The organism is Streptomyces sp. NPDC054794 (assembly GCF_053611585.1).
In genome coordinates this window covers 16,729-39,626 of the sequence record NZ_JBSHAQ010000069.1, presented here as the reverse complement: position 1 = coordinate 39,626, position 22,898 = coordinate 16,729, and the positions used below count along the sequence as shown (strand labels likewise).

The following is a 22,898-nucleotide window of genomic DNA, read 5'->3' as shown; positions in this document are numbered from 1 at the left end:
AGCCAGAACGCGCACGCCGCGGGTTCCGTCACCCGCGAGATCGCCCCGGGCCCTGATCACGAGCCGTCTGCGTCGTCCTTGTCGCGCAGCGGCCGCAAGCCCCCGGGCAGGTCGGGGAGCTGGAAGGAGTACCGGCCGAGCATGTTGATGTGGTGCCGCACAAACGGCGAGAGGCGGGCCACATCCTCATCACGAACATCGAAGCCGTCCGCGCGCAGCTGGTTCACCGCGGCGTGCTGTATCAGGTCCGCGGGCGGTCCCTGCTGCGCCATCTCGTCGAGCAGGGAGTCCGCGAGCAGCACGATCCGCTCCCGCATCTCGTCGACCCGCTGTTGGGTGAACGCCTGTGACGCCAGGCGCCGTACGCGGCTGCTGTGCGGCGGGTCCATGACGTTGATGGACTCGGGGAGACGATGGGCTCCGGCGTCATCCGGGGATAGCCGCGGCCCATGATCTGCGCCCGGCTGAAGCGCTGGTCGGAACAGACCTCTGGACCGAGCGGAAGCCGGTGACGAGCCAGGCGCCGGCATCACCGTACGGGAGCCGGATGCGGGTCAGGGAGTCGCGTTCCATGATGGCCGCGAGCTCGGGATCGAAGTCGAGGGCCTCGCTGTAGTCGAACGGGCAGGTGATCGACTCGTCGCTCATGCTCATCAGGCACCCGTCCCCTTCATCGGCGCGACATTGATGGCGTCCACGACGGGGCGCAGGCGCCGCGCCAGGGTCACGGCGTCGCCGACGGCCCAGTAGTGGACGAAGAACAGCCGGGGCTGGTCGGTGAGGTTGTGGTGGTGGAGCTCGACGAGGTCGGCACCGCCGCGCCGGAGCCCGGTGAGGACGTCCTGGACCTCGTCGGCGATCACGGCGAAGTCGCCGCTGACCGCGGCCCGGCCGCGGCCGAGCGGCTGGAAGTTGAACGAGGTGGTCGAGCCGAGGCCCGGGGGAAGGAGGAGGTGGCCGTCGGTGATGGCCTCCCGGCGGACGAACGTGCTCTGGTAGACGCCGCTGTCGGCGGTGCCCTTCACCCCGAGCGCGGCGTCGATGGCCGCGGTGTCCAGGTCGAAGCGTACGGCGAAGGGCATGCCGGGGGGCACGGCGAAAGCGGCATGGGCCTTCGGGAACGGGGTGGCGGTGCGGTCCAGGGCGGCGCGCAGACCGCGGGCGACGGCCACCGGGTCGGTGCTGTGGGCGTGGAGGTGACACCACCAGACGTCGGGCCGCTGGGCCAGCAGGTGCTTGTGGATCGCGGTCTGCCCGATCCCGTGCTCGTACAGGGCGTCGCTGAACGGCTGGAGTTCGCGCTCGGTGACCACCGCGTCGCCCATCAGGAGCGAGCTGCCGTCGGCGTACCGGACGAAGGACACATGGGTGCCCAGGGCGAGCGCGGGGTCGATCATGATGCCCCGGGAGACCACGTGGAGGTCCCGGCGCAGCAGGGGCGTGTGGTACATGAACCGCTTCATGCCGCCCGGTGCGCCGAGGGCCGCGCCCACGTCCGCCCAGTCGGCGAGTTCGGTCATCACCGGCGGGACCGGGGTGTGGACCGGCTCGGCCCCCGGTCCGGCGGTCGCGGCACGGGCGGGGGGAACCGCCCCGATCGCTCCGGTCAGTACGGGCGCAAGGGCGGCGGTGGCCAGCACGCGACGCCGGGACGCTGTCGGTCTGGGGTCGGCGTGCTGCTGTCGGTCATCAGTCATCTCATATGCCTCCTGGCGCGATGGAAGCACGGGAGGACACCCGGACCCGTGATCTGCACCGGCACATGGGCCCAGGTGGGCTAAGCGGGCTGGAGCGGTCGGATGAGCCCACCGCACTCCACCGGACGAGCCCGGGTCTAGCCGTACAGCTCTTCGACCTGTCCCGAGAAGTCGCGCATGACCGTCTCCCGGCGCAGCTTCATCGACGGAGTCAGATGGCCCGCCTCCTCCGTGAAGTCGACCGGGAGCACCGCGAACTTTCTGATCGACTCGGGGCGGGAGACCAGCCGGTTCGCCTCGTCCACCGCCCGCTGCAGCACCGCCCGCAACTCTGGGTCGTCCACGAGGAGTTCCGGCGGAACCGGGTGCTTGCCGTTCATCTGGCGCCAGTGGGTGATGCCGTCGGGGTCGAGGGTGAAGAGGGCGGTGACGTAGGGGCGGGCGTCGCCGACGAGCCATCTTCAGGGGTCTCGTCAGGCAACAGGGCATCACCCCCCGCGGTGGCGTTCTCACCCGGCGGCACCCTCCTCGCCACCGCCAGCAGCGACGGCACGGTCCGGCTGCGGAACCCGGCCACCCACAAGCTCATCGGCCAACTCACCGGCCACCAGAACACGGTCCACGCGGTGGCGTTCTCACCCGACAGCACCCTCCTCGCCAGCGGAGGCCGCGACGGCACGGTCCGGCTGTGGAACCCGGGCACTCATAAGCCCATCGGCCAACCCCTCACCGGCACCAAGGCCCGGTCCTCGCGGTGGCGTTCTCACCCGACAGCACCCTCTTCGCCACCGCAGGCCGCGACGGCACGGTCCGACTGTGGAACCCCACCACCCGCAAGCCCATCGGTCAAAACAGGTCCACTCCGGCCTGCTGCAGCGCCATCAGCTGCTGGGCCATCTGCGGCCAGTCCGCGCCCTGCATCAGCGCCGCGGCGATGTCCGACGGGAACAGCCGCTGCAGAGCCTCTTGCGCTGCTGGCACGGCCTGTTCGACGGGCGGCGGGACGGACTCGGCACCCTTCGCCCTTCTCTCCGCGTTGCGACGCACGGCGTCGGCCACGGCCATGATCAGCCGCACCGCCATGACGGAGGTCTGTACCGCCTCCACCTACGCATCCATGAACGGTTCCCCACCCGGTGTCGCCACGGTCGCTCTCCGCGGATGTCGTCGACGGGCTCGTGCCGGTGACGGCCGCGCTCGTTCCACGCTGCTTCCGCCACCCGTCCAGGCGCCATGTAAGCACTTCCGCTACCGAGTCCGCTGAGGTCAATATGGAAGGAGGCGGCCGGCCTCACCGACCCCGACGAGCCCGCCTGGCGCCGCCCGCACAACCGTGGCACACCGTCCTGGCCGGCGGACTGCAACCCGAGTCCATCGGCGACATCGTCACCCGCGCCGTCGAACGCGCCGGAATCGAAGACGCGGCATGCCTTGACCTCGGCGTGCTCGACGCCGCGTGCGCCCGCACCCGCGCGCGCTACATGGACCAGGACGTCTACGGCTCGACCTAACTCAAAGCAGCGGCCCTCCTGCAGACACTGGCCCTGCACGAACCGCTCGAAGACCGCAACGCATTCTTCGCCTGGCTCGCCGGCGAAGTGTTCCTCCAAGGCAACGGCATCCACATGGACTACCAGCCGAAAGAGGCTCTCGCGCTCGTCATGAGCGCCGACCACAAGCACGCCAGCGCCAGGAGATCGCCGCCTAGCTCCGCGGCTGGACCATCACCAGCTGATCGGGCGGCGCGCCCGCCGCCCGATCGACAGCCTCACTGATGTAGAGCAGCGGCGATCCATCTGGTTGTTGAACAGCGGGTCTGTGCACCCGGCGGACTCCACATCGCCGGTGCTTGTGGCGGCCCTGACGGCGGCGCGGGGCTGATGTTCGGACCCTGGAGCCCCGACGGTTCATGACCGGGGGTTCGGCTGTCCTACGGAGCCGGGCTGATGTTGCCGTTGGTGTCCATGTCGAAGATGCCCTGGTTCTTGCCATCGACCTTCAGGTGCTTGAGCCAGTGCTTCGAGAGGTTGTGCACGTTCTTGTGCTGCATCTCCCACACCACCGAATGCCCGGCGCAGTCCAGCTTGACCATCAGCTTGTGGTCGCCCGCGATAGCGTTGTAGAGCGCGGGGACCGAGAAGTTGAATTCCGGATCTTCGCTCGACGTGTTCGCCTGCCTGTCGTACTCCCCGTACGCGATGAGGACAGGCACGCTGCCGCCGAGGACGCCGCCCTGTGCCGCGGTGGTCTTGTTCCAGCCCCACCGGACGAAGTTTCTGATGCGATTGAGCCCTTCACCTTCCTTCCCCCACGTGCTGCCAACCGGATCGCTTTTCATGATCGCGTTCCACACTACGTCGTGCATCGCTTCTTCGCGCTGGCCCTCGCAGTGCACCTCGTGGCCCCACCCGTCCCAGGTTCCCTCTTTCGTGCTCACGAACATCGGGAAGCCGGGCTGCGGCAGCGGGTCGGGGGCGTTCGACGTGCCCTCGGGCGGGAAGATCGGCGCCAGCAGGAACAGGCTCGACACCTTGCCGGGGTTCTTGACCGCGTACGGTCCCATCGTGAACGCGGCCGCAGACCAGCCGATGAAGGCGACCTTCTTCACCCCGCGCTCGCGGATGATCCACTCCACGACGGTGTTCAGCTCGTCCCGGTCGCTGTTCGAGTTGGTCAGCTGGAACGGATAGTTCGGCGGGCCCGGCGTGAACCCTGGAGGTCTCGGCTTCAGGAGGTACTGCTGGGCGGGGTTGACGTTGCGAGGGTCGTCCATCGTCGGCCGCGGTGACAGCCCCGAGCCCTGGAGGTCCATCATGAAGACGTCGTAACCGGCCTGCGCCAGCGCATCGGCCCAGCTGTACGACTTGTACTCGAGATCAAAGCCCGGGAGCACCGGAATGCTCCGGCCGTGGAGCATCAGGACGGCCGTGCGCTCGTCGAGGTGGCCGGTGGGTGTGCCGTCGCGCTCCCGCACGAAGAGCTTGACCGGCTTGTCCTTGTTCGGGCCGGGGACAGTTGACTTGTGGGGTATTTCGTGGTTGTGCACTTCGACGGGCATGAGAATCCGTTCTGTGAGCTCGGCCGGGGCATCGTTGCTCTGCCCAGACCACGCTCGATGTGCGGGACCGTCCGCGCCACCGCAGGGGGGCCAGCCGTGTGACGTGCACTTTCTCCGTGCCGGTGGCGGCCTGCTCCTGTAGTCGTCGTCCTCGAACGGTGACAGCGACAGCGCCGCCCCGTCGGCGGTCAGCTCGCCCGCCAGCTCCGCCAGCCCAGCGTGCAGCGCGGCCACCTCCCGCACGATCCGCCTCGGCGCATTCTCCGCGCCACAGCGACGCAACCGTGAGCTCCTGGTCCTCACGCAGAAGCGCATGCCCCGACCCCGCCCCCGGCACCACCGAGACCCTGGTGGAGCCAGCTAATGGGCACCAAGCACTGCGCCGTTGACGGCTGGGTCGACGCGATACCCGCGCCCGGCCCGCGCGGCACCGCCACCTTCGACCTGATCGTCCGCCCCGCCGACGCCGGCACGATCGCCCCCGACGCCCCCGACACGGTCGTGGCCTGCACCAGCGGCCACCCCCAGATCACCCGCAAGCTGCTGAACGGGATCCAGCTCGACAACCTGCTGCGCGTCACCGGCACTTCACGAACCCGTACTCGTTCTGCCACCCGCATAGCTTGGCGGCGCGCGGCGCGCATTCGCCCGAGGGAGCATCCAGGCGGCGCGTCACAGGGCGCTGCTTCTGCCTGCGCTGTTCGACAGCGGCGGTGTCCGACGGCTCCGAGGATGTTCCCGCACAGACGGCACCGTGGTGTCACAGCGCCCGGCGCATGCAGACCCGCGGCCACCGGTTCAGACCATGAGCCGCTTCACGTTCGCGGATCTTCCGCAGACCGGAGGTAAGCCCGCTGTCGTCCATGAGCTGAAAACCACAGCGCGTGTAGTAAGGGGCGTTCCACGGGACCTGGCTGAACGTAGTAAGGGTCAGGGCGTGTGCACCCTCGCTCGTGGCGTGGGCCGCCAGATGGTCCAGCAGCAACCGGCCGACACCGCGACGCGCGCTGTCTGGGTGCACCGAAACCTGCTCAACGTGGAGGTTGCCGTCGATGCGGTCAGCGATCAGGTAGGCGACCGGGGCGTCGGCGTCGTTGGCCACGATCCAGGCCAGCCCGGCGTGGTGGTAGCGGGCGAGTTCACCGAGCGGGAGCGGCTCATCATCGGCGATCTCCGGCATGCCAATGTTCCGGAAGCACTGCCCAGCGGCCCTCTCGATGTCCTGGAGGACGGGCAGTTCGTCCAGGCGCACGGCTCGGATGTGCATGGACGCATTCTCCACAGCACGCCGGATGGCGTCACCGATTAAGGGTTCCAGGGCGGCGATCCACCGGCGGTGGGCCGGGGCGCAAACGGGGGGCGTGGTGATTGTCGCGGCCCATCCGGCGATACTGGGGGCATGGCCGTGCAGTCCCCGTCGTTTCCTGTGCCGAACGCGTTCGAGCTGCTGTGCGCGCAGTACACCAAGCGGTTGCCCGCGCGTCTGAAGGACCTGACAGGCCCTGCCCAGGGCACGGTCGACCTGCCGCTGCACGTGGTGTGGTCCGGACGCCGCTCCTACGACGTGGAGCAGCCCAGATCCCGGATGGGCCTGTACCGCACCGTCCTCGCCGAGGGACAGCGCCAAGACCTCATCGACTTCCTGAACAGGGACCTGCTCATCGAGCAGTGGCCCGTGCTGCGGACCCTCATCAGCCGCCCGATCCGGCACGTGTGGGAAGCCGCCTTCCCCGAACTGGCCACCGCCACGAACGCCACAGCCGCGTGAACCTCACCGACCTGCACCGCCGGCTCCTGGCCGACGTCCTCGACATCGGCACGCCATACCCCTTGGTGATCACCGGCGGCTACGCCGTCCAGGCCCACGGCCTCGTCAACCGCCTCAGCCAAGATCTCGACGTGGCCACCGAGAACCCCACCCCCATGGACGAGATCGCCCGCACCGTCGCCGACGGCCTCACCCAGCGCGGCTGGGGCATCCGGCAAGTCGAGACGAGCCCGCTCTCCGGACGGCTCATCGCCACCGACCGCACCACCGGCGAAGAGTGCGAGGTCGACATCCTGAAAGAAGCGTTCTGGTCTCCGCCCACGGCGACCGAACACGGACCGGTACTCGCCCTCAACGACGTCATCGGTACCAAGGTGCGCGCCCTCGCCGACCGCGGTGCGGTCCGCGACCTCATCGACGTCCACGCCGCTGCCAGGCACCGCATCACCGCCGACCTCGAAACCCTCGGCCGCCGCCACGCCCGCTTCGAGTTCAGCCTCCAGGACCTGCGCGACCGCCTCGCCGGCGCGGAATGGTGGGACGACCAGGACTTCAGCGACTACGGGCTGAGCTCCGAGCAGATCGACGACCTGCGAGCCTGGGCCGGCGACCTCGATACCCGAATCTCCGCCGAGGAGGACCCGGACAACAACTGACCGAGCGGCTTCGGCCTGGCCAACCTCGCACGCCTCGCCGGCGGCTTCCCCACCGCCCTGGCCGCTGTCCCCATCCTGGGCTGGAAAGGCCACCACCACCGCGTCCTCGGCGACATCCCCTGGTCCCACGCCAACACCACCGACGCCATCACTGCCTTCGAAGCAGGCCGCGCCGAAGCCGAACAGCACGGCGCCGCCGGCGAAGGCGCCATGGCGCGGCCTGGAGCCTCGATCGTGCGTCCAGCGGCATAAGGGGTTCCACCGGTGCCGCCAGGAGCGACTGGTTGGAAAGCAACTTCCTCACCGAAACTCACGTCTGCCAGTGGGAACAGGACCAAACCCCACTGACCCATGCATGAACGGGAGCTTTCGGTGCTCGCAGGACTGCTCACTGCCGTGGCAGCATCAATTTGTTACGGCACCGGCTCCGTCCTGCAGGCCGTCGGATCACAGAAGGCCGCTCGCCGGGAAGCCACCGCGGGCAGCGTGACCCAACACGGCGGCCCGAGCCTGTCGTCCACCGCGAAGGCGGCCATGACCGGGGAGTTCATCGTCGGGACCATCCTGGACTTCGTCGGCTTCGGGCTCGGCGTACTGGCGGCGCGTCTCCTGCCGCTCTTCCTGTCGCAGACCGTGATCAGCGCAAACTTGGTGATCACGGCGGTGCTGAGCACCAAGCTGCTCGGTATCCGGCTGAGCCGTGCCGAGTGGACCTCGATCGCCGTGGTCTGCTCAGCTCTGGTGCTGTTGGCGACGGCGGCGGGACCGGAAGGCAGCGGCGCCACCCCGGTCTCCACGCACTGGTGGCTGTTGGTGATCGCGCTGCTGCTGATAGTGGGCGGCATCGTGGTCGTACGCCTGCTGGGCGGGCGCGCTGCGATCCTGGCCGGCCTGCTGTCCGGACTGGGCTTCGGTGCCCTCGGCGTCGGGGTCCGGGTGCTGAACGGCATCGATCCGTTCGACGTGCGAGCGCTGCTCTCCGATCCGGCGCTCTACGCGATCCTGGTCGCCGGCATCGGCGGCATGTATCTGCACACGGTCGCCCTGCAGATCGGCTCAGTCAATGGCGCCACAGCCGCGCTGGTCGTCGGTGAGACCGTCCTGCCGGGCATGATCGGCGTGCTGTGGCTCGGCGATGCCTCCCGTTCCGGCTTCACCTGGGCGGCGATCACCGGGTTCGTGCTCGCCGTGTCGGGCGCGGTGGCGGTGGCCTGGTTCGGGTCCCCGGAAGGGCACGGCGGCGGCCCTGCAACGGTTCCCTCGACACCCACCGAGGACGCCCGGACGCCCGCAGGGGTCTGATCCGGCCCCAGATTCGCAAGACGAGGCCGGGGACGCCTGGGATTGGTGGGGTCCCGGCCTGCTCACACAGGTGCTCCAGCCGGAGGCGCTCGGCCGCGAACTCATCGTGCAGGGCACGCACGAGGGCCTGAAAGTCAGTAAGGGCCCCTCGCTCACGGCCGAAGAGCGAAGGGCCGTCCCATTGCCCTCGTCCTCTACGGCAGGCCGGTGCGGTTCGCCATCACGCGCAGCGCCTCATCCAGCGCTGTTCGTTGCTCCTCCGCCAGCCCGGCCACGAACTCCTCGTCCAGGGTCCGCGCGATGGACGTGCAGCGGTCCAGCAAGCCCTGCCCCTCCTCGGTGAGTGTCAGTACCTGCCGTCGGCGGTCCCGCGGATCCCGGACCCGCTGAACCGCGCCGAGACCCTCCAGGTAGTCGGCCAGCGACACCATCAGGCTGGGCGCGACGCCCATCCGCGCGGCCAGTTCCTGCTGGGACGCCACGGCAGCAAGGCTGAGCGCGGCCATCAGGCCGACGTGCTTGGGTTTGAGGCCCAGCCCCTCAATCTCCCGTGTGAACCGGTCGGTGACCACCGTGCCGAGAGTGCCGAGCCTGAACACCACGGTCGAGGTCAGGCCCGAGGCATCGCCGGCCATCGCCCCATTGACATCGCTCATGCCAAAAATGATAGCCTCAAGAAATCATTCACAATCAGAATGATTCACGGGGAGATGTAAATATGAGCTCGTCCACCGTCCAGGCCATCCTCATTGCCGCCAACGGCCTCGCCTCCCTCACCTCGGCTGGCTTCTGCATCGCCGGAATGGCTAGGCCCGGCCTCGCGCTACCCAAGGGCATGGCCGTCAACGGGGGCACACATCTCTACGCGAACGCCTACGGAGCCCGGGCGATCCCCCTCGCCGCCGTCACCCTCGCTCTGTTCGCCATGGGCGACCGGTCTACCGTCGCCCCCGTTCTCGCCATCGCCGGCCTGGCCCAGATCGGCGACTCCGCGATCGGCGTACAGCAGCGCAACAAGGGCATGGCCATCTGCGCCAGCCTCCTCGGTGTCCTTCACCTCGCGTCGGCGTGGTGGTTCCACAGGCACTGAACGCTCCGCGGCCTGCGAGATCCTCTCGCTATCGGCTTCTCGGGGCTCTGGATTGGTGCTGCGTGGCGGCCGCTGGGTGACCCAACTCAGGGGTGGGCCGACGTAGTCGAGGCCGTAGCCGACGACGAACTCGTCGGGGATGTCGAAGCCAACCCATTCCACGCCGATGGCGACCTTGGCGGCGTCGGGCTTGCGCAGCAGCGTGCACCGGCCCCGTCCCACCAGCCCCAACCGCCTTGCTGGCCCAGGGCCTTACGAGCCATCCGTTCCTGGCTCACCCCCGCCATCACCCTCAACCGGTGGTGGCAAGCATGGACGGACACGGACCCACCCTCCGAACTCCAGGCCCTGATCGACGCCGTCACCACCGGACACGGCATTGACCTCTACTGCCGGATTTAACGAACTACCGGTAGCTGGAGATGCGGCGTGGGCTGCGGGCGGTGTCGGGGTGGCGTTCTTCGGCGATCCACTGGGCGAGGGCTGCCAGTGTGGTTTCGGCGCTGTCCGCCATGTAGTCGCGCAGTGCGTCGAGGTCGGCGGAGGTGGTGCCCAACACCGGGTCGAGGCGCAGGAGCTGCCAGGACTGCTGGACGAGGGTTCCGCGTCCTCGGGGCTCGAAGGTCCAGCTCCATCGCACGATGCCGTCGTCGGCGCCGCCGACGATGAAGGTGAAGGCGGTGCCGGGTTCGGCCCGCGTGATCTGGGAGCGAGTGGTCCACTGCTTGCCGTTCCTGTGGTTGCGGCCGCTGAACCAGGCGCCGACCAGGGGGCCGGCGTTCTGGTCGTAGGCGACGTCGGTGGCGTTGGGGCTCCACCGGTGGATGGCGGACACGTCGCTGATGAGGTCGTAGACCCGTGCGGGGGCGGCGTCGACCCATGCGCGCCTGGTGAAGGCGAAATCCGACGCGTTCAGGATTTCGAAGCGGTCGTGTTCGCGGGTCGTGTTGCTCAAGGCGTTCCTCCTGTACGAGTGCGGGATGCGGTGGACTCAGCTCATCGCCGCTCGGGCCGGGGGGCCAGTCCCGCTGGTGCCTATCCCCGGCGGGGAGAGGCTGTGCGTCGCGGGTCGGCACATACTCGGTGCCATGAACGGGACATCACAGCTCGGGGACTTCCTGCGGACGCGGCGCTCCCAGCTGCGCCCCGAAGAGGCCGGCGTGCCTACCTACGGGGAGCGCCGGCGGGTGCCCGGTCTTCGCCGCGAGGAGCTGGCGCTGCTGGCGGGGGTGAGCGCCTCCTACTACGCCCGCCTGGAGCAGGGGCACTCGCTGGGCGCCTCGCCCGAGGTGCTGGACGCGATCGCCCGGGCTCTGCGCCTGGACGAGTCCGAGCACCGGCACCTGCACGACCTGGCCCGACCGGCAAAGCCCCGTAGCGGGCGGCGCCCCGCGCCGGAGCGCATGACGGAGGCGACCGCCCAACTGCTGGACGCCCTCGGGGACGTTCCCGCTATCGTGATCGACCGGCGCAGTGACGTCCTGGCGTGGAACCGGCTGGGCCACGCGCTGTTCGCCGGGCACCTCGACCCCGGTGCACCGGACGTACCGGCGCAGCGCCCCAACATGGCCAGGCTGGTATTCCTTGACGCCCATATCCGAGACCTGTACGCGCACTGGCCGGGCAAGGCTAGGGCGGTGGTGGGGAATCTGCGCCTGGTGGCGGGCCAGTACCCGCAGGACGCCGCACTGCACACGCTGCTGGGTGAGCTGAGCACGAAGAGCGAGGACTTCGCCTCGATGTGGGCCGACCACCGGGTCAAGGCCTGCGCGGTAGCCGAGTACGAGATGCGTCACCCGCTGGTCGGCTCACTGACCGTGATGCAGCAGACCCTGAGCCAGGGACCGGGCCCCAGCGTCGTCGTGGCAACCACGGCGGCGGGCTCACCCTCGAGAGCCGCCCTGGAACTCCTCGCCCAGGCCACCACCCGGGACGCCCCTGCCCGTTCGGACAGTCGGCTCAGCACCGGCTGACCCCGTATCCCTCCCTCCCGTCGGCACCCGCGCATGCTGGTCCCGGCCGGGCATTTCCACCCCCCACCCTCATGCGTCGGCGTGCCGCTGCCGCATGCCCGAAAGCAGTGAAGGAACCAGGTGTTCACCAAGCTCTCCAAGGCCGCCGTGTCGGCCGCCGTCCTGGCCGCCGCGGTCGCGATGGCCGCTCCGGCCCCGGCGTCGGCCGCTTCCGACCCGCTCAGGTGCGCGCGTACCGCCGTGCACTTCGACCTGGCCAAGGGCCAGACGCCGGAGAACATCGCCCTGGGCCCGGACGGCACCGCGTACGTCAGCCTCGCCAAGGCCCGCCAGGTCGCCGCGGTCTCCCGGCACAGTGGCGTACGGATCCTGGCCACCCTGCCCGCACCCGCCGGCGGCGGCATCCACACCCCGGCGCTGGGCTTCCCGCTGACCACCGGCGTCGTCCGGGCCCAGGACGGCACCTTGTACTTCCTGTACGCCACCGGCACTGCGGACCTGACCGGCGTCTGGCGCCTACGCCCGGGCGGCCGGCCGCAGCGCATCGCCGCACTGCCCGCCGCCGGCCTGCCCAACGGCCTGGCCCTGGACCCCCATACCCGCACCCTGTACGTCACCGATTCCACCCTGGGCACCGTCTGGCGCGTGCCCGCCTCCGGCGGCACTGCAACCGCCTGGTCCACCGACCCGGCGCTGGCCCCCGCCGGGTTCCTCGGCGCCAACGGCCTGAAGATCCACAACGGGGCGCTCTGGGCCACCAACCTCGACCAGGGCACCATCGTCCGTATCCCGATCCTGGCCGACGGGCGCGCCGGCACCGCCCGGGTCACCGCCACCGGCCTGACCGGGATCGACGACTTCGCCTTCACCGGCCACGGCGACCAGATCATCGCCGCCCTCAACACCGTCAACCAGGTCGCCCTGATCCGGCCCGACGGCACCCGCGCCACCGTCCTGACCGCCGCCGACGGCCTCCAGGGCCCGACTTCCATCGCCCTGCGCGGCAACACCGTCCACGTCGCGAGCGCCGCCTACCTCACCGCGAAGGACCCCAACCTCGTCCTCGCCCACCTGGGCGGCTGAGCCCCGCTCAGCACAACGCCCGTCAGCGCACCCCGGCCGGGGAGCACACCTCCCCGGCGGGCACCGATCAGCCCGCACCCTACGGAGAACCCCATGTCCGACATGCACGAGACCATCCTGGGCGACGTCACCGTCACCCGCATCGAGGAAATGCACGGGCCGATCATGCCCGCCGACCAGTTCTTCCCCGACCTGCCCGAGCAGGCGTGGAAGGACCACCGCGAGCCGCTCGTCCCCGATCACCTGGGCGCGGACGACGCCATGGTCCACGTCGCGATGCAGACCTGGCTGCTGCGCAGCGAGGGCCGCACCATCCTGGTCGACACCGGCGTCGGCAACGACAAGTCCCGCCCGACCGTCGCGGCGTGGGACCACCTGCGGCTGGACTACCTCGGCACCCTCGCCCGGGCCGGCGTGCGGCCCGAGGACGTCGACCTCGTGGTCAACACCCACCTGCACGTCGACCACGTCGGCTGGAACACCCGCCTCGTCGACGGCGCCTGGGTGCCGACCTTCCCCAACGCCACCTACCTGATGCCACGGGCCGACTTCGAGCGCTGGAACCCGGCGACCCACCCGGACATCGCCGGCAGTGTCAACGAGAACGTCTTCGAGGACAGCATCGCCCCCGTCCATGCCGCCGGCCAGGTCCTGCTGTGGGAGGACAGCCACACCATCGACGCCAACCTGCGCCTGGAGGCGGCGCCCGGGCACACCCCCGGCTCCAGCGTGATCACCCTGGCCTCCGGCAGCGACCGCGCGGTGTTCGCTGGCGACCTGCTGCACACCCCGCTGCAGGTCATGGAGCCCGAGCACAACAGCTGCTTCTGCGAGGACCCGGCCGCCTCCCGCGCCACCCGCCACAAGATCCTCGGCTGGGCCGCCGACCACAACGCCCTGGTACTGCCCGCGCACCTCGCCGGCCACGGCGCGCTGGAAGTCCAGCGTGACGCCGGCGCCTTCGCCATCAAGGAGTGGGCCCCCTTCAGCCGGCTCTGACCCCGCCTCCGACCGAAAGCACGGGCCGACCATGGAGCCTTTTGCCGAGCCCGTCGTGACCACCACAGGTGGTGCCGTCCGCGGACGGCACCACCTGGGCACGACCGTCTTCTTCAACATCCCCTACGCCGCACCGCCCACCGGCCGTGCCCGCTTCCAGGCACCCCGTCCCCACACCCCGTGGACCGCAGTGCGCGACGCCACCGAGCCGGGGCCCACCGCCCCGCAGGCCAAGCGCGACGCCTTCGGGGCCCTGGACATGTCCCCGTACTTCGGCCCCGGATGGATCAAGGGAGACGACTACCTCACCGTCACCGTCCGGGCGCCCGCCGACGCAGGCCCCGACCTGCCGGTCATGGTCTTCGTCCACGGGGGCGGATTCACCGCCGGCTCCACCCGCGCACCGCTGTACGACGGCACCGCCTTCGCCCGCGACGGCATCGTGCTCGTCACCATCAACTACCGCTTGGGCATTCCCGGGTTCCTGCACCTGCCCGGAGCGCCGGACAACCGCGGACTGCTCGACGTCATCGCCGCACTGCGCTGGGTCCAGCAGAACATCGACGCGTTCGGCGGCGACCCCGGCAACGTGACTCTGTGCGGCCAGTCCGCCGGGGCGACGATCGTCGGAGCCGTCCTGGCAACCGGGTCCGCTGCCGGTTTCTTCCGGCGTGCGATCGTCCAAAGCGGAAACATCGAGGGAGCCTTCACACCCGAGCAGGCCGCCCGCACCACCCACGCAGCCGCCCACGCCCTGGGCATCGCGCCCCACCTCGACGCGTTCGCCGCCGTGAGCGACGAACGGTTCATCGACATCATGCCCAGGCTCGCGGGCATCGACCTCACCACCTCCACCCACTTCGACCCCCTGGTCGGCATCGCCCCGTTCAGCATCGCCATGGACCGACAACCCGCACTTACGCTCTCGGCCGGCCACGCTCGCGACATCGACCTGCTCGTGGGTAACAACGCCGAGGAAGGACACCTTTACCTCGCACCTTTGGGACTCATGACCGCCTCCACCCCCGCCGACGTGTACGCCACCGCCGCCCGGACCCACCGTGCCCCCGCCGGCCTCGTCGCGGCCTACCGCATCCGGCACCCGCAGGCCACCGACGGCGAACTGCGCTCCGCCATCCTGGGCGACGCCCTGTTCGGCAACGGCACTCGCCACCTCGCCGACGCCCACGCCACCACAAGCGTTGCGCGTACATATGCCTACGAGTTCGCCTGGCGCTCAAACGCCCTGCACGGACAACTGGGCGCCACCCACACCATGGAACTCCCTTTCGTCTTCCACACCACCCACCTGCAACAGCTCCACGGACCCCACGCACTGCTGGGAACCGGCAGCCCACCCGCGGACCTGGCGCGGCGGATGCACGCGGCCTGGACCTCCTTCGCCCGCACCGGCGAGCCCGGCTGGGAAACGTACGGCACCGCACGGCGCGCCACCATCCGCATCGCCCAGGACTGGACCCTCACTCACGACCCCCGCGCCGCAGAACGCCACGCCTGGCATCACTGACACGGCAGTTGGCTGGTCAGGTCGTACATCGTGGAGCGGTCCTTGAGCAGGTGCCCGTACAGCAGCACCTCCCAGTAGTTGCCGTGGTGGGCGGCGACCTTCTCGATCTGCTCGTACTGCCGCTCGAACCCGCCGAAGCCGTCCACCGCCGCCGCGGGCACCCCCAGCGCGCCGGCCTGGGGCTGCTCTGAGTTCGGGCGCCTACGGGCTGGTTCTGGGCTTCGTTTTCCAGTTGAAATTCCTGGAAAGTCAGATAGGTCTGAATGCTGGACTGCAGCAGTCCTGTTCCTGGAGGGGTTCCTTCCGCAGTGCCGGCTCGGCCCAGCAGTGCCGCTGGCGCTCGGTCACTTCGACAACTACGGGTGCCGGGCGTTGTCTGAGAGGAACTGGGCAAGCCGGTGCCCCGGCGCGCTCCCCTGTGGGGCGGCCGGGGCATCGGTGGAGGTGTCAGTTGTTCTGGGCGGGGAGCTGCTTCAGGCCGTCGACGATCGCGCGCTTGACGATGGCGCTGGTGGACCTGATGGTGCCGGGCTTCATCAGGCCGGCGTCGTCATCGCTCGGCTTCACCTGGACGACGCGCTCGCCGAGGAAGACGTGGGTCTTCTTGTCGAAGATCCATTCCTCGCGGTATCCGCCTTGCTCGTCCAGGCGGATACCGCCATTCCGGGCTGGCCGCGCGCGTCCTCAGCATTCGGTACGACGACCACTTCGGGGATCTTCTCAGCGGCCTTGAACAGCGCCGAGTAGAGCTTCGCGGGCGGGTAGGACTCGCTCAGCAGGTCGCCGGTTGTGGCGCCGGGGCCGTGCAATGACCTCGTGCGCGTTGGAGGGTCTCCTCATCGCAGTCACAGGCAAGCTGGTGCTCACGAAGTTCCGCCCCGCCGGTGACAGGTGCAGCCGCAGCGCCGCACCAGAAGCACGCCGTGTGAGTGTGGCAGCGGGACGTCCTGTGTCTGTGTGCACTCGCGGTGCACGTCCTTGTACTGCGGACGCTGGGCCAGTGTGCACTCTGCCGAGAGGGGTGGCTGGTCAGTCTTGGTCGGCGCGCTCACGGTGCCTCGCTGCGAGCCTGGGTGTTGACCGGGCGGCGTCAGCCGACTCTCGTTCGGCCGGTGTGGCGGGTCGCAGCGGACCGTGTGCGTCCCATTCGCGGCCGCCCCGGGGCGGCTTGAGCTGCCAATAGGGGCCGACGCGGTCCATGACCCGGCCAACCTTGCGTGTGCTCTCATCCCACACCAGGTCATCGATCTGGGGCATGTACGCGTTCATGCGCACCTCTTCGAGATGGTCTCGGACCGTCGGGGGCGGGTCTTTGGGCACACGGCCGCGTGTGATCGGGTTCAGTCACGTCGATGTTGTGTCCGTTCTCCGAGAACGGCAGTGCATTCCCCGCTGCCGTCAGCGCGTGCCACGGAGTGTCCGCGGCCGCTGTGACATCCGTTGTGTCCGCGGCTTGCTGCCTTGTGACCATGAACTCAGCTTCAGCGCAGCTCAGTTGAGAGGCACAGCCGCTATGCACGGTTATTCTCGGGTAGCTGAGATGTATGCCGGAGTTTTCTCACGCAGCCGCATGGTGGCCATAGCCGGGATTCGCACCCTGGCGCCAAGCTGATCAAAAATCCGGCGAAAGGAACTGATCATGGCGCGTCGCCTGCGCTTCAACGGCACCGGCAGCGGCGTGAACGGCTGCCTCGCCGTCCACGAAGACCTCGACACCGGCGAAGTGATCATCCACGGGCCAGTACTCACCGACCCTGCCGACATCGCCTGCCTGCAGCACCTCGGGGAGGAACGAAGTCCCGATCGTGGTCCCGCGTGAACTGCTCGTCGACTTCGGCCCCAAGGAGGTCATCCGCGTGCCGAACATCATCGCTCTGGATGAATTCGACCAGCTGTTCAACCGCTTCGAGCACACGGCCGGCTGGAGACCCGCCGCCGGTACGCGTCCGACGAGGTCACCGACACCTATGCCCAGTTTCTGCGGGGCAGGCCCGTCGATTGGGAGGGCAAGGACGCCACGTGGTGCGCCGAGCGCCGCGAACAGACCGCGCTGGGCAAGCGGTTCGAACGCGTCCGCATCGTCGACAGCCCTCCCACGCCCGGTCAGCTCTACCTGCTGGACAACGCCCGGCGCAACAGCGCCGTCGGCGAAGACATCCGCAGCTTGTGGCGTGCCGACGCCGAACGGCTCCAACTCCCCGAAGAAGACTTCTGGATTTTCGACTCCAGGCTGGTCGCCCTGCTCAACTTCGACGACGCCAACAACCTGGCGAACGTTGAATTGATCGCCGAGCCGGCCGAGGTCAACCGATACGCCCAAGCACGCGATGCGGCCTGGCACTACGCGGTGCCCTACGAGACCTTCGCGGCGCGCCTGACGGCGCAGTAGGGCACTGGTCAAGACAAGGGGACGGGACCGGTGAGCACCGACTACCAGCAGGCGCGCGAGGCACTCGGGGTGCGTCTGCGAGAACTGAGACTCGCGGCCCCCAGCGGTCGGCTCACTGGTTCCGCCCTGGCCCGACGGCTCGGCTGGCCGCAGCCCAAGGTCAGCAAGCTGGAGAACGGCAAGCAGACCGCCACCCCCGACGATCTGCGCCTGTGGGCCGAGCACACCGGCCAGCCGGACGCCTACGACGAACTACTCGCCCGACTCACAGGCTTCGAGTCCCACATCAGGTCATGGCGCCGGCAACTCGCCTCAGGACACCAACCCGTCCAGGACACCCACCTCGCCGCCCACACCGACGCCGCCGTGTTCCGGGGCTGGGAATCCTCCATGATCTTCGGGATTCTCCAGACCCCCGACTACGCCCGGCACATCTTCACCCGGTATGCCGAACTCCAGCAATCGCCCCAGGACACCGAGGAGGCCGTTCGGTCCCGCATCAGACGACAGGAGGCGCTCTACGACCCGACCAAGCGCTTCCACCTGCTTCTATGGGAAGCCGCGCTCCGCGCCCTGGTCTGCCCGCCGTCCATCCTGGCAGCGCAACTCGACCGGCTGTCCGGCACCGTCGGCCTCGACACTGTCGAGCTGGGAATCATCCCCTTCAGCGCCTCCCTCAAGATCGCACCCGCTACAGCCTTCTGGATCTACGACGACAACCGCGTCATCGTCGAAACCTGGCACTCCGAACTATGGATCGAGGACCACACCAGCGTCAGCACCTACCTCCGTACCTGGAACACACTGCGCGAATCCGCCGTCTACGGCGCCGACGCCCACCGGCTCATCAGCACCGCACGCCAAGCCCTCACCACCTTCTGACCCACCTGGTGTCGTCAGCCCGGCTAGCAGTCGGTTCAGCAGTTGCTCACCATCAGTAGGGGCGCGCGGAGGCGCCGCCGACGCGCAATACGGATCGGGCGGGCTCATGCCGCTCATCCGCCCTGCGTGCACTGCAGCGCCCCCTCCCCCAGTCCGTGATCGGATACGCAAGCCACGGCCCCTCCCCCACCTTGGGAGCCTCGCCGTCGCTATTACGGCGTAATAGCGCCTCGCTCCCGCCGGTTCCCAATTCATCGAGTCGAGGGATCGGAAGGGGCGTCACGCGAGGTGTGACCGCCAACTGTTCACTCATTGGGTATCACGGAAGTCCTTTACAAGATCCAAAACGCCCGTGTGCCCCTCTGACGGCCTGCGAGGCGGTCCCAGGTCGCGCCATACCAGCAGCTCTGGGTTCGGGCGCGTGGGGGCCGGTTCTGGGAGTCGCCTTTCATCTGAACTTCCCCGAAAGCCAGATACATCCGGATACCGGATGCCAGAACCCTGCTCCGGGAGCTCCTCCATCCATGGCGCCGGATCAGCCCGACAGCGCGCCCGAGGCTCGACCATCACCAGACCCAAGCACCTGCCGGATTCTGGCCGAGCACCGGCACAAACCGTCCCATCACCATCCGCACCAGCAACCCATCAGAAGACTCGCGCGGTGGCAAGGCGGGCTAGGAGTGGAAGGCGCCGAACTTTACGTCCTTGGTGCAGACGTTGAAGATGCCGGGCGCGCCGTTCGACTTGGTGACCTTGATGGTGCGGGCGGTGTCCTTCGGGAGGGCGATTTCGACCTTGGAGGCCTGTACCGCGCAGACCTCGCGGGCGGACTGGCTGCCTTCGAAGTTGAGGTCGGTGTAGAGGACGTCGGCGCTGGCAGAGGCTCCGGGGGCGATGTCAACGGCGTCGGTGCCGGCGGCCGAGTTGTCGGTCGCGATGGGATCGGCCTTGTTCTGGTCGTCCTTGGCGGTCAACGTGGTCGCGCCCACGAGGGTGCAGGTGCTGCCCGAAGTGTTGGTGACCTTGATGGTGGCGGCCGCGGGCTCCGACTCGCTGGCGTGGCCGGCCGCGGCGATGAACTGGATGGTGGTCGTCTTTGTGGTGCATGCACTGACTGCATCGCCGCCGGAGCCGGAGCCGGACGTCTTGGTCCCGGTCTTGGGCGCCTTGGTGCCGCCAGGCTTGCCCGTGGACGCGCCGGCGGCAGTGGAGGCCGTAGTCGACGCCGTAGCCACCGGCCTGGAGGTGTCCGCGGACTTGGAGTCGTCATCGCCTGAGTTACAGGCGGTGAGGCTGAGGCCGGCGACGAATACAGCGGCCGTCGCGAGGGTGGCGGTACGCAGACGCATGAGTGGGTGTCCCCCTGAGTCAGTCGGTCCGGCGGGGTGCCGGCGGGCTTCGACGTGAGTACGACACGACGGGCGACCCACCTGCGGTTCCGCCGACGATCGGCCAGCCGCCTGTGAAAGAACTCACCAGTAATTTCAGCAACCGAGGGACGTGAGATGTTGTCTGACAGGCACTGAGCAACCCGGTGCCGAGGCACGCTCCCCTGTGAGGCGGCCGGGGCGCCTGTGGAGGGGTCAGCCGTTCTGTCGGGTCGATGAGCCAGCCCTGGGTGCCATCGGCGGACTCCCAGATCTGGCGCTTGTGGAGCCCCGTTGCTGACCAGGGGGGCCTTGTCGCCGTCGTACCAGACATGGGTGTCGGCCGATTTCGACTCGATGTAGACGCACTCCCCCGGGTCGAGTACATCAGGGATCATGCGGCATGCGCCCGGATGACTGGCACCTCACCGATGACGTCCACGACTTTCTCGCCCGAGCCGGAGGCTTCCTGTGCTCGCGCCCCGTCATGCACAACACGCCGCTGACCACGCTTGAGAAACTGCGGACACGTGGTGCGGACGCATACGGCGCCGAAGCCAGCGTCTTCGGGAAGCGCTACACGTACTGGGAGACCCCGGACGGCACGCCCGTCTCCATGGCGGGCGTGAACCCGCCGGTCGGCGGCCAGGTCCGGGTGGACCCCGTCTACACCCCAGCCCACCTACGCGGCCACGGCTACGCGGGCACAGTGACGGGCGAAGTGAGCCGGGCCGCGCTCGCCGCAGGAGCCAAAGAAGTCGTGCTGTTCACGAACCCGGCCAACCCCACCAGCAACGCCCTCTACCAACGCCTCGGATACGTCCCGATCGCCGACTTCACCGGGTACAACCTCTCGTACAACGCACCAGAAGCCGACTAGAACACGACCGGCACAGAACGACGGGTAGGGCGGTGCCTCGATCACGTCCGTGAGGAGGCGACCGGGGCGAGGGCGGCGTGCAATAGGGATCGGGCGGCCTCATGCCGCTCATCCGCCCTGCGCGCACTGAAGCGACCACCACTCCCCCAGTCCGTGATCAGATACGCAAGCCACGGCCCCTCCCCCACCTTGGGAGCCTCGCCGTCGCTATTACGGCGTAATAGCACCTCGCTCCGCCGGTTTCCCAACTCATCGAGTCGAAGGCCGGAAGTCGCGTCACGCGTCACGGTCGGTCGTGCACCCGTTCAGGTACCACGGAAGTCCTTTGCAAGGTCCAAAACCCCTGCGTGCGTTCGAAGCCAGGGGACGTCGGACGTGATCCGACAGGGGCTGGGCAAGCCGGTGCCCCGGCGCGCTCCCCTGTGGGGCGGCCGGGGCATCGGTGGAGGTGTCAGTTGTTCTGGGCGGGGAGCTGCTTCAGGCCGTCGACGATCGCGCGCTTGACGATGGCGCTGGTGGACCTGATGGTGCCGGGCTTCATCAGGCCGGCGTTCTCGTCGCTCGGCTTCACCTGGACGACGCGCTCGCCGAGGAAGACGTGGGTCTTCTTGTCGAAGACCCATTCCTCGCGGAATCCGCCCAGCTCGTCCAGGCGGGCCACCGCCACTCCGGTGCGGCCGAGCGCGTCCTTGGCGTTCGGGACGACGACGACTCCAGGGATCTTCGCGGCGGCCTTGAACAGTGCCGAGTAGAGCTTCGCGGGCGGGTAGGACTCCTTCACCAGGTCCCCGATGGTGGTGAACGCCTCCTGGTCGGGGCTGTTTCCGTGGCCCTCCCCCGCCTTGTAGATCATCGCGAGCAGCTTGTCGGGGTCCGTGGGCAGCTTGGCCAGGAAGTCGTACGACGGAGCGTTGAGGGTAGCCTTCGGTGTGTTGCCCAGCTCGTCGGGCAGGCTCAGCGTCTCCCCCTCAGGGCCGTTGACGGCGGGGTCGATGAGCCAGCCCTTGGTGCCGTCCGCGGACTCCCAGATCTGGCGCTTGTGGAGCGCGTCGCTGACCAGGGAGGCCTTGTCGCCGTCGTACCGGACATGGGTGTCGGCCGACTTCGACTCGATGTAGACGTACTGGCCCGGCTTGAGGGCGGATGTGTCGCTCTCGGCCGCCGCGAGGGAGATCTGGTCGAGCAGCTGCGGGACGCCCTTGGTGGTCGGGGTGCCGAGCTGGGTGGTGAGGGCCGGGCCGGTGGCGAGGCCGTCCTGCTTGACGCCGTTCCCGTCGTTCATCACCGATGCGGCGACGACCGCGCCGGCCAGGGCGCAGGCCAGGGCGGGGAGCGTGATCGCCGGGCGGAGCAGGCGGAATCGCCCGGTCTTCGGCCGAGCCTGCGGCGCGGTGGCCGTCGCCGTGTGGTTGTTGTGCTGGATGTCCTGCTCGATGCGAGCCATCAGGCGCTCCTTGTGGAACTGGTGACGGCCCGTCGGCAGTTCGCGCGCCGTCTGAGGCAGGAGGAGTGCGGTCTCTTCCCACTCGGCCGGACTCTGCCGGGACGGGGTCGCTTTCATCGGTTTCCTTCCGATACGGGCCGGATCGTGTGGTTACGTTCTCCTCTTGTCTGGCGATCCAGCGGGGCGAGTTCCCGTTTTTTTCGCGCCAGTTGGACGGGCGGTCCCGCCAGCTCGGCTTCGGTCAGCCGGCGCAGCTTCACGCGGGCCCGGGAGAGGCGGGAGCGGACCGTGCCGACGGGGATCCCGAGCGCCTCGGCGGCCGCCGTGTACTCCAGGCCCTCCCACAGGCACAGCGTCAGGACCTCGCGCTCGGGTCTGCGCAGCAGGGCGAGTGCGCGGAGCGCGGCCGCGATGCGCCGGCGGTCGTCGAGCCGGCCTGCGACCTCCTCGGCGTGATCGGGCAGCGTGGTCTCGGCCTCCGCGGCGGCGATCGCGGCGGCACGGTAGCGCCGGTTGCTTCGGTAGTGGCCGCGGGCGACGTTGGTCGCGACGCCCAGCAGCCAGGGCCGCAGGGAGCCGCCCTCGGCCCCGACCCGGTCGCGCATCCGCCAGGCCTCCATGAAGGTCTCGGCCATGACGTCCTCGGCCGCCGCCCAGTCGGCGGTGAGGCGGAACGCGTGGTTGTAGACCGCCCGGGCGTAGCTGTCGTACAGCTCGGCGAAGGCGCTCGGATCCCCGGCCCGTACCCGGGTACGCATATCTGTGCTCACCCCCTTTAACTG

Annotated in this window: 21 protein-coding genes and 8 pseudogenes; 15 read left to right on the top strand and 14 right to left on the bottom strand. The window is 69.0% G+C overall.

Features of this window, described 5'->3' with window-relative positions:
• Positions 1-56 precede the first annotated feature (56 nt).
• From ACWGKT_RS42930 to ACWGKT_RS42915, 4 genes and pseudogenes are all read right to left on the bottom strand, one after another.
• Positions 57-197 (bottom strand): annotated as a pseudogene (locus tag ACWGKT_RS42930) (hypothetical protein); the annotation flags it as partial.
• Positions 198-426: 229 nt separating this feature from the next.
• Entirely contained in the window at positions 427-654 is a 228-nt protein-coding gene (locus tag ACWGKT_RS42925) for a hypothetical protein (protein WP_453277965.1), read from the bottom strand.
• A complete protein-coding gene (locus tag ACWGKT_RS42920) occupies positions 654-1,697 on the bottom strand; it encodes a DUF1259 domain-containing protein (RefSeq protein ID WP_453277964.1) in 1,044 nt (347 codons plus the stop codon). The genes ACWGKT_RS42925 and ACWGKT_RS42920 overlap by 1 nt, the downstream gene beginning before the upstream one ends.
• Positions 1,698-1,834: 137 nt before the next feature.
• Positions 1,835-2,152, bottom strand: a pseudogene (locus ACWGKT_RS42915) (long-chain fatty acid--CoA ligase); the annotation flags it as partial.
• Here ACWGKT_RS42915 and ACWGKT_RS42910 point away from each other — a divergent pair.
• Both ACWGKT_RS42910 and ACWGKT_RS42905 read left to right on the top strand, forming a co-directional pair.
• Positions 2,063-2,401 (top strand): annotated as a pseudogene (locus ACWGKT_RS42910) (WD40 repeat domain-containing protein); the annotation flags it as partial. The pseudogenes ACWGKT_RS42915 and ACWGKT_RS42910 overlap by 90 nt on opposite strands.
• Before the next feature lie 38 nt (positions 2,402-2,439).
• Positions 2,440-2,508, top strand: a pseudogene (locus ACWGKT_RS42905) (WD40 repeat domain-containing protein); the annotation flags it as partial.
• A 35-nt stretch (positions 2,509-2,543) separates the two neighbouring features.
• Here ACWGKT_RS42905 and ACWGKT_RS42900 read toward each other — a convergent pair.
• Complete coding sequence (locus ACWGKT_RS42900; RefSeq protein ID WP_453277976.1) at positions 2,544-2,804, bottom strand: hypothetical protein; 261 nt, start codon at positions 2,802-2,804, stop codon at positions 2,544-2,546.
• A 164-nt stretch (positions 2,805-2,968) separates the two neighbouring features.
• On the opposite strand from ACWGKT_RS42900, the gene ACWGKT_RS42895 reads away from it, so the two are divergent.
• A complete protein-coding gene (locus ACWGKT_RS42895; RefSeq protein WP_453277963.1) occupies positions 2,969-3,208 on the top strand; it encodes a hypothetical protein in 240 nt (79 codons plus the stop codon).
• Positions 3,209-3,627: 419 nt separating this feature from the next.
• On the opposite strand, the gene ACWGKT_RS42890 is transcribed toward ACWGKT_RS42895, so the two are convergent.
• Complete coding sequence (locus ACWGKT_RS42890; protein ID WP_453277974.1) at positions 3,628-4,671, bottom strand: alpha/beta fold hydrolase; 1,044 nt, start codon at positions 4,669-4,671, stop codon at positions 3,628-3,630.
• An 844-nt stretch (positions 4,672-5,515) separates the two neighbouring features.
• Positions 5,516-6,022 (bottom strand): GNAT family N-acetyltransferase, encoded by a 507-nt coding sequence (locus ACWGKT_RS42885; protein WP_453277962.1) that lies wholly within the window; start codon positions 6,020-6,022, stop codon positions 5,516-5,518.
• 132 nt (positions 6,023-6,154) lie between these two features.
• Between ACWGKT_RS42885 and ACWGKT_RS42880 the strand changes: the two genes are divergently transcribed.
• The 3 genes from ACWGKT_RS42880 (at position 6,155) to ACWGKT_RS42870 (ending at position 8,481) form a co-directional block, all read left to right on the top strand.
• The gene (locus ACWGKT_RS42880) at positions 6,155-6,523 is read left to right on the top strand and encodes a hypothetical protein (protein ID WP_453277961.1); all 369 of its coding nucleotides are present in this window, start codon (positions 6,155-6,157) and stop codon (positions 6,521-6,523) included.
• Positions 6,520-7,179 carry a nucleotidyl transferase AbiEii/AbiGii toxin family protein gene (locus tag ACWGKT_RS42875; RefSeq protein ID WP_453277960.1) on the top strand — a complete coding sequence of 220 codons (660 nt, stop codon included), beginning with the start codon at positions 6,520-6,522 and terminating at the stop codon, positions 7,177-7,179. The genes ACWGKT_RS42880 and ACWGKT_RS42875 overlap by 4 nt, the downstream gene beginning before the upstream one ends.
• A 372-nt stretch (positions 7,180-7,551) precedes the next feature.
• A complete protein-coding gene (locus ACWGKT_RS42870) occupies positions 7,552-8,481 on the top strand; it encodes a hypothetical protein (RefSeq protein ID WP_453277959.1) in 930 nt (309 codons plus the stop codon).
• 194 nt (positions 8,482-8,675) lie between these two features.
• Here ACWGKT_RS42870 and ACWGKT_RS42865 read toward each other — a convergent pair whose 3' ends face one another.
• Positions 8,676-9,137 (bottom strand): MarR family winged helix-turn-helix transcriptional regulator, encoded by a 462-nt coding sequence (locus tag ACWGKT_RS42865; protein ID WP_453277958.1) that lies wholly within the window; start codon positions 9,135-9,137, stop codon positions 8,676-8,678.
• A gap of 62 nt (positions 9,138-9,199) precedes the next feature.
• Here ACWGKT_RS42865 and ACWGKT_RS42860 point away from each other — a divergent pair, with 62 nt between their 5' ends.
• Positions 9,200-9,571, top strand: a complete 372-nt coding sequence (locus tag ACWGKT_RS42860) for a hypothetical protein (protein WP_453277975.1) — start codon at positions 9,200-9,202, stop codon at positions 9,569-9,571.
• Positions 9,572-9,673: 102 nt separating this feature from the next.
• Here the strand turns inward: ACWGKT_RS42860 and ACWGKT_RS42855 are convergent.
• A pseudogene (locus ACWGKT_RS42855) lies at positions 9,674-9,778 on the bottom strand (hypoxanthine phosphoribosyltransferase); the annotation flags it as partial.
• An 11-nt stretch (positions 9,779-9,789) separates the two neighbouring features.
• On the opposite strand from ACWGKT_RS42855, the pseudogene ACWGKT_RS42850 reads away from it, so the two are divergent.
• Positions 9,790-9,954: pseudogene (locus tag ACWGKT_RS42850) on the top strand (IS701 family transposase); the annotation flags it as partial.
• 23 nt (positions 9,955-9,977) lie between these two features.
• Here ACWGKT_RS42850 and ACWGKT_RS42845 read toward each other — a convergent pair.
• Positions 9,978-10,526 (bottom strand): SRPBCC family protein, encoded by a 549-nt coding sequence (locus tag ACWGKT_RS42845; RefSeq protein ID WP_453277957.1) that lies wholly within the window; start codon positions 10,524-10,526, stop codon positions 9,978-9,980.
• A 133-nt stretch (positions 10,527-10,659) separates the two neighbouring features.
• Between ACWGKT_RS42845 and ACWGKT_RS42840 the strand changes: the two genes are divergently transcribed.
• The 4 genes from ACWGKT_RS42840 (at position 10,660) to ACWGKT_RS42825 (ending at position 15,154) form a co-directional block, all read left to right on the top strand.
• Entirely contained in the window at positions 10,660-11,544 is an 885-nt protein-coding gene (locus tag ACWGKT_RS42840; RefSeq protein WP_453277956.1) for a helix-turn-helix domain-containing protein, read from the top strand.
• A 120-nt stretch (positions 11,545-11,664) separates the two neighbouring features.
• Complete coding sequence (locus ACWGKT_RS42835) at positions 11,665-12,627, top strand: SMP-30/gluconolactonase/LRE family protein (protein WP_453277955.1); 963 nt, start codon at positions 11,665-11,667, stop codon at positions 12,625-12,627.
• Between the two features lie 102 nt (positions 12,628-12,729).
• Complete coding sequence (locus tag ACWGKT_RS42830; protein ID WP_453277973.1) at positions 12,730-13,626, top strand: MBL fold metallo-hydrolase; 897 nt, start codon at positions 12,730-12,732, stop codon at positions 13,624-13,626.
• 31 nt (positions 13,627-13,657) lie between these two features.
• Complete coding sequence (locus tag ACWGKT_RS42825; RefSeq protein WP_453277954.1) at positions 13,658-15,154, top strand: carboxylesterase/lipase family protein; 1,497 nt, start codon at positions 13,658-13,660, stop codon at positions 15,152-15,154.
• On the opposite strand, the gene ACWGKT_RS42820 is transcribed toward ACWGKT_RS42825, so the two are convergent.
• Positions 15,148-15,315, bottom strand: coding sequence for a hypothetical protein (locus ACWGKT_RS42820; protein WP_453277953.1), 168 nt, complete (start codon positions 15,313-15,315; stop codon positions 15,148-15,150). The genes ACWGKT_RS42825 and ACWGKT_RS42820 overlap by 7 nt on opposite strands.
• Positions 15,316-16,793: 1,478 nt before the next feature.
• On the opposite strand from ACWGKT_RS42820, the pseudogene ACWGKT_RS42815 reads away from it, so the two are divergent.
• Positions 16,794-17,543, top strand: a pseudogene (locus ACWGKT_RS42815) (DUF6879 family protein).
• Between the two features lie 30 nt (positions 17,544-17,573).
• A complete protein-coding gene (locus ACWGKT_RS42810) occupies positions 17,574-18,425 on the top strand; it encodes a helix-turn-helix domain-containing protein (RefSeq protein ID WP_453277952.1) in 852 nt (283 codons plus the stop codon).
• A 674-nt stretch (positions 18,426-19,099) separates the two neighbouring features.
• Here ACWGKT_RS42810 and ACWGKT_RS42805 read toward each other — a convergent pair.
• Positions 19,100-19,774 carry a DUF4232 domain-containing protein gene (locus ACWGKT_RS42805; RefSeq protein WP_453277951.1) on the bottom strand — a complete coding sequence of 225 codons (675 nt, stop codon included), beginning with the start codon at positions 19,772-19,774 and terminating at the stop codon, positions 19,100-19,102.
• Positions 19,775-20,363: 589 nt separating this feature from the next.
• Here ACWGKT_RS42805 and ACWGKT_RS42800 point away from each other — a divergent pair.
• Positions 20,364-20,672: pseudogene (locus ACWGKT_RS42800) on the top strand (GNAT family N-acetyltransferase); the annotation flags it as partial.
• A gap of 451 nt (positions 20,673-21,123) precedes the next feature.
• Here ACWGKT_RS42800 and ACWGKT_RS42795 read toward each other — a convergent pair.
• Both ACWGKT_RS42795 and ACWGKT_RS42790 read right to left on the bottom strand, forming a co-directional pair.
• Complete coding sequence (locus tag ACWGKT_RS42795) at positions 21,124-22,233, bottom strand: CU044_5270 family protein (protein WP_453277950.1); 1,110 nt, start codon at positions 22,231-22,233, stop codon at positions 21,124-21,126.
• Positions 22,230-22,874, bottom strand: coding sequence for an RNA polymerase sigma factor (locus ACWGKT_RS42790; protein ID WP_453277949.1), 645 nt, complete (start codon positions 22,872-22,874; stop codon positions 22,230-22,232). Before ACWGKT_RS42790 ends, ACWGKT_RS42795 begins: the two co-directional genes overlap by 4 nt.
• Positions 22,875-22,898 lie beyond the last annotated feature (24 nt).